A 12,886-nucleotide genomic window follows, 5' to 3' on the forward strand; every position below is an offset into this window, starting at 1 on the left:
AAAACTCCGCTAACGTTATGACGCAACCTTAAATGCGTGGCTCAAATCTGCGATAAGATCCTGACTATCTTCTAGACCAACCGAAATGCGCAGTAAACTATCCGTAATACCTGCTGCAGCTCGCGCTTCAGAAGACATGCCGGCATGGGTCATGGTCGCCGTATGGGAAATCAAGGTTTCTACACCACCGAGAGATTCCGCTAATGTAAATAGAGTCAGCGCATGTAAAAATTGACGAATTTGCGCTGCATCTCCTGCAAATTCAAAACTTAACATTGCCCCAAAACCTGCTTGTTGTGCGGCAGCAATGTGATGTCCCGGATGATCACTCAAAGCAGGATAATATATTTTCTTCACCAGTGGCTGAGTTTTAAGATATTTTACGATTTCACCCGCATTGGATTGCTGCTGTTTTATACGAGGTAGTAATGTTCTCATGCCTCGAAGTAATAAATAACTGTCGAATGCGCCCCCAGTGACACCAATATTATTCGCCCACCATGCTAATTCTAGAGCCCATTTCTCTTCCTTGGCAATCACAGCCCCCGCAATAATATCTGAATGACCATTAAGATATTTTGTACAAGAATGTACAACAAAATCAGCGCCTAACGCTAACGGTTGCTGTAATGCGGGACTTAAAAAGGTGTTGTCCACCACCACGAGTGCCCCGACTTGGTGCGCTAATGCTGCAATATGCTGGATATCGTAAATTCTCAGTAGGGGGTTACTGGGTGTTTCGATGAGGACAAGTTTCGGCTTTTTCGCCAGGGCAGCTTGCAATGCTGACTCATCGCTTTGATCTACAAATTCAACCTGATAAGCTCCCTTTTGGCTCAAGCTGTTGAACAATCGATAACTTCCGCCATAACAGTCATGAGGGGCAACGAGCAGATCGCCCGGCTGCAATAATACCGTGCATAATAGATGGAGAGCTGACATTCCACTGTTAGTCATTACGGCACCACTTCCCCCTTCCAGCTGCGCCAGTGTCCGCTGTACGATATCTCGCCCAGGATTACCACGACGAGAATAGTCATGCGCTCTCGGCTCATTAAAATCGGTAAAGTTATAGGTGCTGGATAAATAGATGGGAGGGACAACGCAACCAAATTGCGAGTCTTCATTCAGTCCATTATGTATCGCGATAGTGGATGGCTTGTATGTCATAAACGTCTCTCCAAGTATGGGATAGCTCAAATCATACTCAAAGCAAATTTAGACGTCAACATGTCTGGACGTCTAAACCTCTTTACGTTTATAACAACTAATGGAATAATCAGCCATAATAATTATGTGCCAATGGATAGTTGAATCCCGTTTCTGGCGCAATAATGGCTTTAATTTGTTGATTATTAAATGTATTTAATAATGATTTATGCCATTTGCTCTTAACCTGTATGTCGAGAATGTCTTGAAAAAAATTCATCTTCAGAATTTTGAAATGGGCACTCGCATATGACTTTTATTATTTAATGAACATATCCAAGGTATCTCATGGCTGAATGGAATGGTGAATATGTCAGTCCGTATGCTGAACATGGCAAAAAAAGCGAGCAAGTCAAAAAAATCACAGTATCTATTCCTTTAAAGGTACTAAAAATTTTGACGGATGAACGTACACGTCGTCAGGTCAATAACTTGCGCCACGCAACTAACAGTGAGTTACTGTGCGAAGCCTTTTTGCATGCGTTTACTGGTCAACCGCTGCCAGATGATGATGATTTGCGTAAAGAGCGTAATGATGAGATCCCTGAAGCAGCGAAAGAGATTATGCGCGAGCTTGGTATTGATCCAGATACTTGGGAATATTAATTCCACGGTAATTTTTTAACACTCGATCCGCACATGCGGGTCGAGTGTGGTCCACCCTACGCTTTATCTAATCATATCCCTCATTAATTCTCATTATCTTCATACTGTTAAGCAAACTCATTTACTGCCGATAACCAATGTGCACTTATCATCACGGGTTAATCTCTCAAACCTTTAATTCGTCAAATAAAGTGTGATTATTTTTTCCTATAAAGGTTATTTTTACAGCCAAGTGCTTAATGATATTAAAAATAATAAAGCATGCTGTGTATAACAATTTTATAGGAATACAGCATAGATAAAAAAATCGTTATCTATACTCATATTGCGCGATCCGATTACACAGCTAAATGGAATTTATAATGAAAAAAATTATTGCGGTATCTTTACTCAATTTAGTGTCTAGCACAGCCATTGCGGGCGTAGAAAGCCTGTATGTTTCAGGTAAAATGGGCGCTTCCATTGTTCAAGTATCAAACCAAAAATGGTTAACCAGTGATAACGAATTTGAAAAAACCAATCTCGGAAATACTCATGATTCGGTTTTCGGTGGCAATATCGCCGTCGGTTATGACTTTGCTAAAACCACTAAGTTACCTATCCGTACTGAACTTGAATTTGGCATGAGAGAAAAAGCATCAACAAATCATAATCTTGAATCGTTCAATGACCCAGGAGTTCTCAGCAGTTCCGATGACGTCAAAACGGACATCACATTAAATACTGTGATGGTCAATACATACTATGATTTTAAGAATGCCACTAAATTTACCCCATATGTCAGCGTTGGGTTGGGCATGGCGAGTATCAACCATAAAATGCGCTATGACTATAATGAGCATATTGTGAGTTTGAATCAGTATACTCATGAGCAATATACCCAATCCAAAACCACCAATAACTTTGCATGGAGCGTTGGGTTAGGTTCGCAATATCGAGTGAATAACCATTTTTCGTTAGATATGGGATATCGCTTCTTAGATGCAGGGAAGTCTGAAGCGAATTACTACGCAGATGACCAAAAAAACACGTCAAAAGTAAAAGTGAGAAGCCACGATATTATGTTTGGTGTAACTTACCGTTTCTAAGTATTTTTCGTACGCATCTTAATCTATTGTTCAATGATGATTTAGATGTATTTATTTTACTTTAATCACCATTATTATCCAACAATCAGTATATGATGGTGATTTAATTCAAAAAATAATAAAAATCAATACATAAAACTAACGAATATTCTCTTTCGCACCTATTTATAGGTATATACCTTGAATTTTCCAATTCAATCATAAAACAAACCATTTCACTTATAATATTATTATATTCAAGAAAAATGTTTAATTGGAGTAATTAAATGAAAAGTATATTTATAATTACCTGCGGTCTATTTACAAGCCTAGCTGTAGCGAATAATAATAACGGATTATATTTATCGGGAAAAATCGGAGATTCAATTGTTAATTTTAATAATTCTAAAGTAATAACATCATCTCCTAGCGGAAATGGTCCGGAATATCATGATAAAAATGAAAATGACTCAGTCTTTTCTGGAAGCATTTCTTTAGGTTATGACTTTCATGAAAAATTCAACATTTCAGCACGTTCAGAATTAGAACTTTCAATGAGAGAAAAAGCTGAAACACAATATCATACTTATGGTCCAGATGAGTTTGGTATTTCAGCTAACATCAAAAACAATGCTCGAGTGAATACATTCATGTTCAATAACTATTATGATTTCAAAAATCAAACATCATTTACACCATATATTTCAATAGGTTTAGGGTTAGCTCGTGTAGATTACAACCGAGTTTTATCAACAACTATCTATACACCTACTGATGTTTTAAATTCATCCAAAACTAGCACTATTAATAACTTTACATGGGCTTTAGGAGCTGGCACTCAATACACAATTAATAATAACCTAGCTTTGGATGTAAGCTATCGTTTTCTCGATGCTGGGAAATATCAAATTTCCGAAACAGATTTAGCCGGTAATAAAGACAAAACAGAAACTAATATCAGGACTCACGATATTATGCTCGGATTAGTATACCGTTTCTAATTTATCTATATTGTCTAGCATCTTAATTATCGTTAAGGTGTCATTCACTCATGGATAAGGGCATAATAATGAAAAATTTACTTTTAGCTTTGAGTTGCTTGTTGTTTGCTAATTTAGCAATAGCATCCAGTCATAATGGTGTTTATATATCAAGTAAAATTGGTGTATCGGTATTGAATATGTATGATTCTAAATTCGAATACAGTAATGAAAAAAAATCTGATTTCAGAGCCTTAAAATTTAATGATAAAAGTCACCCTGCTTTTGGTAATTTTATCGGTATTGGCTATGATTTTTATGACCAATTTTCAGTACCTATACGCACTGAGCTAGAAGTGGGTATGCGAGGGAAAGTTAGCGATACGCACAGCCTTAATGCACTTTCCACCGTTCCAAATAGTTCCGCGGATATGAAAAACGAAGCCACACTGACCACACTAATGCTAAATGGTTATTATGATATGAAAAACCAAACCGCATTTATGCCTTATATTTCCTTTGGACTTGGACTAGCCAGTACTCGCTATGAGAATACACAACACTCTGAGTTTGAAATTTTTGGCCTCAAACAAAATTCTAACCAATCAAGATCTGAGAGGATTAATAAATTAGCTTGGAGCTTAGGAATGGGCGGTCGATATGCTTTCAGTGACAACCTCTCATTTGACTTGGGCTATCGATTTACCGAAGCCGGTAAATATAAAATATCCATGCCAAATTCTTTCGACAAAGATGCCACGGACACCTCAACCATAAACCTAGCCAGCCACGATTTTATGTTTGGTGTTGTTTACCGATTCTAACATCAAGATATACGCTAGTTTTAAGCAATAAAAAAACCTGTTCAATGAACAGGTTTTTTTTACTGAATACGTTAAATCAACTTCAACGTGACAGGTTCGATTACTTTTTAGAACCTGGGATGCTGAAACGCTGGTTGAAGCGATCAACACGACCACCAGTAGCAACATCACGTTGTTTACCAGTATAGAACGGGTGGCAGTTACCACAAACGTCCAGGTTCAGAGAGTGACCAGCTGTTGAGTTAATTTTCATTACGTTGCCGCAAGAACAAGTTGCAGTAACTTCTTCGTATTTCGGGTGAATACCTTTTTTCATGGGAGAACCTCTAATAAGGCCGTGTCGCCATTCCAGCCCTAACGCCGGACACCACACGTCGTGTTGATTAAATTTAGTTTATTGGCAAAACAAAATTAATTGATACCAAAGGCGGCGGATCATACAGAAAATCTGTTTATCACGCAATGAAAATAGCGTGCTTTTTATGTTACTCTAACAGAATACCTTCATATTTTTGTACAAAAAACGGACGGAAATCCAGCTATGATCGTCGTTCAGGTGGCGTTACCTGTTCCTTTAAATCGCACATTTGATTATCTCTTGGGCTCAAATATGCCTATCCCCGTCATTGGTGGACGAGTCATGGTCCCTTTTGGTAAGCGCCAAGCCCTTGGTGTGGTGGTCAATCTGAGCGATAAAAGCGAGTTTCCCGAAGACCAATTAAAAACCGTGGAACTGGTTTTGGATTCACAAACTCTGTTTCCAGATGATCTCTGGCAGCTTTTATTGTGGTCGTCTCAATACTACCATTATCCTATTGGCGAAGTGCTATTCCATGCGATGCCAACCTTACTACGCCAAGGGAAACCAGCCGAATTTACGCCAATTTGGCAATGGCAAGTCACTGAAGAAGGCAACGCTGCGGATCTTAATGAACTAAAGCGATCCCCAAAACAGCAACAAGCTTTAGCATTATTACGTCGCCGCCCTATTTATCGTCATCAAGTTGGGGAATTAGAGATCAGTGAAAGTGCCTTACAGGCACTAAAGAAAAAACAGTACGCTGAATTACATCCCGTTCAACCTGTTGCTGAAAAGTGGCAGTCTCAATTTGCAGTGAGTGGCGAACGTTTACGACTCAATAGCGAACAAGCCACCGCCGTAGGTGCTATCCGTGCAGAAGATAATAATTTTTCACCTTGGCTATTAGCAGGGATCACGGGTTCAGGAAAAACCGAGGTGTACCTGAGCGTCTTGGAAAATATTCTAGCTCAAGGTAAGCAAGCACTGGTTCTAGTACCCGAAATTGGGCTAACGCCACAAACCATTAATCGATTTCGAGAACGTTTTAATGTACCTGTTGATGTGCTGCACTCCGCACTGAATGATAGTGAGCGCCTAGCTGTTTGGTTACGAGCTAAGCAAGGGTCTAATGGCATTATTATTGGAACGCGCTCCGCACTGTTCACACCCTTTGCCCATCTGGGCATCATTATTATCGATGAAGAGCATGACAGTTCTTATAAGCAACAAGATGGCTGGCGTTATCATGCCCGTGATTTAGCCGTATTTCGCGCCAAAAAAGAAAATATTCCCATCATCATGGGAACCGCAACGCCGTCGTTAGAGACCTTGAGTAACGTCCAGCAAAATAAGTATCGGCAATTAAATTTGACGATTCGAGCCGGTAACGCGCGTCCGGCAGAGCAGCATTTAATTGACTTAAAAGGTCAACCCCTCAAGTTTGGTTTATCCCATTTACTGATTCAACACATTAAAAATCATCTCTCACAAAATAATCAGGTCATTTTATTTCTAAATCGACGAGGTTATTCACCCGCCCTTATCTGTCATGAGTGTGGCTGGATAGCAGAATGCCAGCGTTGCGATCACTACTACACCCTTCACCAAAATTTTCATCAGTTACGCTGCCATCACTGCGATAGCCAGCGACCTGTTCCACGTCAATGTCCGCAATGCGGTTCAACCCACTTAGTCCCTGTTGGTATGGGAACGGAACAGTTGGAAGAAGGTATTTCGGAATTATTCCCAGATGTACCCGTGACTCGTATCGACCGTGATACCACAAGCCGTAAAGGGGAATTAGAGCAACATTTAAACGCGGTGCATGAAGGCGGTGCACGCATTCTGATCGGCACACAAATGTTAGCAAAGGGACACCATTTTCCGGATGTCACCCTCGTGGCGCTGCTGGATGTTGACGGTGCACTATTTTCAAGTGATTTCAGAGCCGCAGAACGCTTCGCACAATTGTACGTGCAAGTGTCAGGGCGAGCAGGGCGAGCAGGCAAACAAGGGGAAGTCTTCTTACAGACCCATCATCCCGAACACCCTCTTCTACTGACTTTGCTAGAAAGTGGTTATGACGCCTTCTCCGCAGAAGCGCTCGAAGAGCGTCGAGTCGCCATGTTGCCCCCATTCACCAGCCATATTTTGATCCGCTCTGAAGATCATAATAATCAGGATGCGAGACAGTTTTTACAAAATGTCCGCCACTATATTAGTCAGCACCCGCAAAGCGACTCCCGATTATGGATTTTAGGTCCAGCGCCCTCCATTCAGGCAAAACGCGGCGGACGTTTTCGTTGGCAGCTGCTACTACAGCATCCATCACGCGCTTACCTTCAACAATTTATGGCGCAACTATTGCCTGAGTTACTAAAACAGCCGGAAAGTCGCAAAGTGAAATGGAATATTGATGTGGACCCTACTGACGGTTAATCATGCTATTTACCTGAGTTTTGAGTAATGTAACTCGCTGACAATCATCACTAAACATTCTTTTTCGCTATAATCTCATGCATTCAGAATTTGGATTAAGTGATTATCACTATAACTATTTTTTAAATTTGCGAGGCAGCTCTAAAAAATGATGCAAGTCACACTTTTTATGTAAACTAGGTAACAGATATTATTGTGAAACTCATTAGAATGTCTTTTAATTAGCTAAATGACGTGTTTGCGCCATTCAAAAAAAGCAATCGATTAACTAGACAAAGGAAGGCGTTGTGGAAAGTAAAAAGCACAATAATACGGCGACCATGAAAGATGTCGCTAGCGCAGCAGGAGTATCAACCGCGACAGTTTCTCGGACGTTGATGAATCCTGAAAAAGTCTCCCTACAAACACGTCAAAAAGTTGAGCAAGCTGTCTTAGACGTGGGTTATTATCCCCATAACCTCGCCCGCAGCTATAAACGCAATGAATCCAAAACCATTCTGGCGATCGTCCCAGACATTAGCGATCCTTTCTTCAGTGATGTGATCTGTGGTATTGAAGAAATCGCCGCCCACGAAGGTTACTTCGTGCTCATTGGTGATTGTAAACATCAACAAAAACAAGAAAATGCCTTTATCAACCTTATCATCACTAAGCAAATTGATGGCATGGTATTGCTTGGCTCTAACTTACCGTTTGATGTATCAACAGAAGAGCAAAAAAACCTACCACCAATTGTTATGGCGAACGAATTTGCCCCAGAGTTAAAACTTCCCACCGTGCATATTGATAACCTCACGGCGTCTTTCAATGCTACCCACTACCTATTAAAGCAAGGACATAAACGCATTGCGTGCATTGCGGGTCCTGAAGAGATGCCCCATAGCCAATATCGCTTAGAAGGGTACAAAAAAGCGATGCTACGTACTGGTGAAGGGCTTAGAGAAAACTATATTGTGCGCGGCGATTTTTCCCATGAAAGCGGCGCCGAAGCATTAAAAACATTGCTTTCACTGCCCGAACCACCAACCGCTGTTTTTTGCCATACTGATATCATGGCATTCGGAGCCATGTGGCAAGCGAAAAAAATGGGTCTAAAAATCCCAGAGGATATCTCGTTTATCGGTTTTGATAACCTTGAGCAAGCAAAATATACGTTACCCGCACTGACGACAATCAATCACCCTCGTAGGGAAATTGGTCGCCATGCGATGCTATTGCTGCTAGAACAGCTACAAGGAAATAGTGTCACCCCAGGTTCTCGTCTCCTAGATTCTGATTTAATCGTTAGAGAGAGTACAAAAGCGCCTAAATGCTAGGCAAAATCGTTAAGGTTAAGTAACATATGCCTAAAATAACGATTTACAACTGACAACTAGTGAATTAATAGCGTGGCACAAAAAGATTATGTAGCTCGAGGACGGTCGTCCGCTCGCAAAAAAAGCAAAGGCAAATCGAAGAAAGCCCAAGGGCTACCATTAACCACGTTACTTGTGGCGGTTGCTATTGTCGTCTTATTCGTAGGAGGGCTATTCTTTATTACTCACAATAAAAAAGACGCTCCTCAAGCGAATCTCCCAACTCAAGCTGCAAAACCAGGTAGCACGCTGCCACCTAAACCTGAAGAACCTTGGCGCTATAAAAGAGAGCTCGAGGAGCCTTGGCAAGATTATACTTCGCCGGCACAACCAAACACGAATAGCGGTAATATTCGTCAGTCTGATCTCACCACCGAACAGCGCCAATTATTAGAGCAAATGGACTCCGATCGTCGCCAGCCAGTGACGAATCTGCAAGAGGTTCCATTTAATGGTAAACCTGTTCCGCGCTCACAAGTGGTCATCAACGAACCGGTAAAATCAATTGAAACACCGACGCAGCGTAAACCTTCTGTGGTTGAACCAAAACCGGAGACACGCCCAGCCGCACCAGTTCAGCAGGCTCAAGCGGCAATAAAACCCGAACCTAAATCCGAGCCTAAGCCCGAAACGACCCCTGTGAATAAAATGCAGAATATGATCGTGCAATGTGGTTCATTCAAAACGACTGAGCAAGCAGAATCTGTACGTGCAACCCTTGCCTTTGCTGGAATTGAAAGCCGCGTCACCACTGGTGGTGGCTGGCATCGCATCATGTTAGGACCTTATTCTAAGTCTACCGCCGAAAGCATGCGCGACCGCGCGGCAGGTGTTGGCGTGAGTGGTTGCATTCTTCGCGCTTCTGGGGGTTGAAAAATCCCCTCACCTCCCCCATCTACTGTTTTAACGTACTCGTAAGCAGTTATTTTTGAGCTAAATCTCTTTCAAGTGATAGTGAATAACTCACTATCACTTGAAATTTATCTATCAAAAAACGAAATCAACTGCATTCTTTTTGTAACAAAAACCAGGGGCTAACTCATGACAACAATCGTAAGTGTTCGCCGTAATGGCCAAGTTGTAATCGGTGGTGATGGACAGGCGACGATGGGTAACACCGTCATGAAAGGCAATGTCCGCAAAGTGCGCCGTTTATATAACGACAAAGTCATTGCAGGATTTGCCGGTGGCACCGCAGATGCATTCACTCTCTTTGAACTGTTCGAACGTAAGCTTGAACTCCATCAAGGACATCTCACTAAAGCGGCGGTGGAATTAGCCAAAGATTGGCGTACCGACCGTATGCTTCGCAAACTTGAAGCGCTGCTTGCCGTCGCAGATGAACACACTTCATTAATTATTACGGGTAATGGTGACGTTGTTCAGCCTGAAAATGACCTAATTGCTATTGGATCCGGTGGTCCATACGCACAATCAGCTGCACGCGCCTTACTCGAAAATACAGATTTAAGCGCCCGCGAAATCGCAGAAAAAGCCCTCGCGATTGCGGGAGATATCTGTATTTACACCAACCATAATGTCAACTTTGAAGAAATTTCTTCAAAATCATAAGGATTGCTAGCATGTCCGAAATGACTCCACGCGAAATTGTCAGCGAACTCGACAACCATATTATTGGCCAACATAAAGCTAAACGCTCTGTTGCTATCGCCCTGCGTAACCGCTGGCGCCGTATGCAATTAAATGAGCATCTACGCCATGAAGTGACCCCAAAAAATATTCTGATGATTGGTCCTACTGGGGTAGGTAAAACCGAAATCGCGCGCCGCTTAGCGAAACTAGCCAATGCGCCATTCATCAAAGTTGAAGCAACTAAATTCACTGAAGTGGGTTATGTTGGTAAAGAAGTTGACTCCATCATCCGCGATCTTACTGATTCAGCAGTAAAAATGGTGCGCTTACAATCTATCGAGAAAAACCGTTACCGCGCAGAAGAAATGGCGGAAGAACGTATTCTTGATGTCTTAATCCCACCAGCAAAAAATAACTGGGGGCAAGCAGAGCCGGTTGATGAACAATCACCAGCACGCCAAGCATTCCGTAAGAAATTACGTGAAGGTCAGCTAGACGATAAAGAAATTGAAATTGAAGTCTCTGCGGCACCTATGGGCGTTGAAATCATGGCTCCTCCGGGCATGGAAGAGATGACCAACCAACTGCAATCTATGTTCCAGAACCTAGCAGGTCAAAAACAGAAGCCTCGTAAGATGAAAATCAAAGAAGCTTTCAAACTGCTGGTGGAAGAAGAAGCTGCAAAACTGGTTAACCCTGAAGAGCTAAAAGAACAAGCGATTGAAGCCGTTGAACAAAATGGTATCGTGTTTATTGATGAATTCGACAAAATCTGTAAACGCGGTGGTCAAAGCTCTGGTCCAGATGTTTCCCGCGAAGGGGTTCAGCGTGACCTGCTACCATTAATCGAAGGCTGCACCATCTCAACCAAACACGGTATGGTTAAAACTGACCACATCCTATTTATCGCGTCTGGTGCATTCCAAGTCTCTAGCCCATCAGACTTGATCCCTGAACTGCAAGGTCGTCTGCCGATTCGCGTTGAACTAGAAGCACTAACGACGGAAGATTTCGAGCGCATCCTAACTGAACCGAATGCATCATTGACTGAACAGTACAAAGCGCTGATGGCAACCGAAGGTGTTAGTATTGAATTTACCGCTGATGGGATTCGCAAAATTGCAGAATCTGCATGGCAAGTAAATGAATCAACTGAAAATATCGGTGCTCGTCGCTTACATACCGTACTAGAACGTCTGATGGAAGATATCTCTTTCGATGCAAGTGAGCGTGATGGACAAAGCATTACAATTGATGCTGAGTATGTCCGTCAACACTTAGACGAACTCGTTGCGGATGAAGATCTGAGTAGATTTATTTTATAATCTTATTAATTATCAGGTTTTCATGTATCCTTACAAAGTGCAGCTAAAATGCTGCACTTTTGACATATTGAACCCAACTTAATAAAAACATTTACTCTCAATAATTCAAATGGTCACTCAGCAACAAGCCACGTTACCCATTGAAATATCCGAGTACGGTGAATAAATTACATGAACTCATCTTCAATCAGCCGCAAACAAGCTTGGCTAGAAAGTTTACGACCAAAAACCCTGCCATTAGGGGTGATTGCCATCGTGACAGGCTCTGCATTGACCTATTTTACTGGCAACTTTAAGTGGCCAGTGGCTCTGCTTTCAATCATTACAGCAGGCTTATTGCAAATTTTATCTAACCTCGCAAATGATTATGGTGACGCCGTCAAAGGCTCAGATACCGCTGAACGTATTGGCCCCTTGCGAGGTATGCAAAAAGGGATTATCACCAAAGAAGATATGAAAAAAGCCCTGAAGCTCAATATCTTCGCGGCTTGCCTTTCTGGCCTATTACTGATTATTGTCGCGTGCGAAAAGCCTGAAGATGCTATCGGATTTCTTGGCTTAGGGTTAGTCGCAATTGTCGCTGCAATTACCTATACCGTCGGTAAAAAACCCTACGGCTATCTTGGTCTGGGTGATATTTCCGTTCTGATTTTCTTTGGTTGGTTAAGTGTGATTGGCACATTTTACCTGCAAGCCAACAGCTTTAATGTCATCACTATTCTGCCAGCCACTGCCTGTGGATTACTGTCGGTTGCAGTATTAAATATCAATAATATGCGTGATATCGAGAACGATGTTAAAGCGGGTAAAAACACGTTAGCCGTGCGTTTAGGTCCACAAGGTGCCCGCATATACCACGCGATTCTTATCATCGTCTCAATCTTATGTTTGGTCTTTTTTAATTTAATCTACTTAACGGGTTGGGCTGGTTGGCTATTTTTACTGGCAGTCCCGATGCTAATGAACCATGTTCGTAAAGTCCTTGCTGATCCTACCCCTGAAGGAATGCGCCCAATGTTAGAAAACATGGTAAAAACCGCGTTAGTAACCAACGTTTTATTCTCCCTTGGCGTTATTCTGAGCAAATAGTCTTAATTATTTGCTGTTTTTTTGACTTTTCCCGCCTATTTTTTGGCGGGAATTTTGCCAATCAGTAACGAAAAGGGATATACTGACCATCCTCTTGC

General features: G+C 41.9%; 12 protein-coding genes. 10 read left to right on the forward strand and 2 right to left on the reverse strand.

Translation table 11 applies throughout. The annotated features are described in order from the left end of the window. Nucleotides 1-15: 15 nt before the first annotated feature. Entirely contained in the window at nt 16-1,170 is a 1,155-nt protein-coding gene (metB, locus tag PR766_RS16330; protein ID WP_006660506.1) for a cystathionine gamma-synthase, read from the reverse strand. Nucleotides 1,171-1,497: 327 nt separating this feature from the next. Here metB and metJ point away from each other — a divergent pair, with 327 nt between their 5' ends. The 4 genes from metJ to PR766_RS16350 all read left to right on the forward strand — a co-directional run bounded on the left by metJ (nt 1,498) and on the right by PR766_RS16350 (nt 4,686). Continuing rightward, the gene (gene metJ / locus PR766_RS16335) at nt 1,498-1,815 is read left to right on the forward strand and encodes a met regulon transcriptional regulator MetJ (protein ID WP_154601261.1); all 318 of its coding nucleotides are present in this window, start codon (nt 1,498-1,500) and stop codon (nt 1,813-1,815) included. Between the two features lie 362 nt (nt 1,816-2,177). Next, nucleotides 2,178-2,903, forward strand: coding sequence for an outer membrane protein (locus PR766_RS16340; protein WP_036962578.1), 726 nt, complete (start codon nt 2,178-2,180; stop codon nt 2,901-2,903). 266 nt (nt 2,904-3,169) lie between these two features. Then, a complete protein-coding gene (locus tag PR766_RS16345; protein WP_154636055.1) occupies nt 3,170-3,883 on the forward strand; it encodes an outer membrane protein in 714 nt (237 codons plus the stop codon). A 68-nt stretch (nt 3,884-3,951) separates the two neighbouring features. Then, a complete protein-coding gene (locus tag PR766_RS16350; RefSeq protein ID WP_006660510.1) occupies nt 3,952-4,686 on the forward strand; it encodes an outer membrane protein in 735 nt (244 codons plus the stop codon). A gap of 100 nt (nt 4,687-4,786) precedes the next feature. Here PR766_RS16350 and rpmE read toward each other — a convergent pair whose 3' ends face one another. Next, nucleotides 4,787-5,002, reverse strand: coding sequence for a 50S ribosomal protein L31 (rpmE, locus tag PR766_RS16355; RefSeq protein ID WP_004265313.1), 216 nt, complete (start codon nt 5,000-5,002; stop codon nt 4,787-4,789). Nucleotides 5,003-5,227: 225 nt separating this feature from the next. Between rpmE and priA the strand changes: the two genes are divergently transcribed. From priA to PR766_RS16385, 6 genes are all read left to right on the forward strand, one after another. Further along, nucleotides 5,228-7,426, forward strand: a complete 2,199-nt coding sequence (gene priA / locus PR766_RS16360; RefSeq protein ID WP_006660511.1) for a primosomal protein N' — start codon at nt 5,228-5,230, stop codon at nt 7,424-7,426. Between the two features lie 287 nt (nt 7,427-7,713). Beyond that, entirely contained in the window at nt 7,714-8,742 is a 1,029-nt protein-coding gene (cytR, locus tag PR766_RS16365; protein WP_006663185.1) for a DNA-binding transcriptional regulator CytR, read from the forward strand. Nucleotides 8,743-8,814: 72 nt separating this feature from the next. Next, nucleotides 8,815-9,654 (forward strand): cell division protein FtsN, encoded by an 840-nt coding sequence (ftsN, locus tag PR766_RS16370; protein ID WP_230086770.1) that lies wholly within the window; start codon nt 8,815-8,817, stop codon nt 9,652-9,654. A 168-nt stretch (nt 9,655-9,822) separates the two neighbouring features. Next, entirely contained in the window at nt 9,823-10,353 is a 531-nt protein-coding gene (gene hslV, locus PR766_RS16375) for an ATP-dependent protease subunit HslV (protein ID WP_006660514.1), read from the forward strand. A gap of 11 nt (nt 10,354-10,364) precedes the next feature. Continuing rightward, nucleotides 10,365-11,699 carry an HslU--HslV peptidase ATPase subunit gene (hslU, locus tag PR766_RS16380; RefSeq protein WP_006660515.1) on the forward strand — a complete coding sequence of 445 codons (1,335 nt, stop codon included), beginning with the start codon at nt 10,365-10,367 and terminating at the stop codon, nt 11,697-11,699. Nucleotides 11,700-11,870: 171 nt separating this feature from the next. Next, on the forward strand, nt 11,871-12,788 hold the full coding sequence (locus tag PR766_RS16385; RefSeq protein WP_006660516.1) for a 1,4-dihydroxy-2-naphthoate polyprenyltransferase: 918 nt from the start codon (nt 11,871-11,873) through the stop codon (nt 12,786-12,788). Nucleotides 12,789-12,886 lie beyond the last annotated feature (98 nt).

This window comes from Providencia sp. PROV208 (genome assembly GCF_028479465.1).
Classification (GTDB): Bacteria; Pseudomonadota; Gammaproteobacteria; order Enterobacterales; family Enterobacteriaceae; genus Providencia; species Providencia alcalifaciens.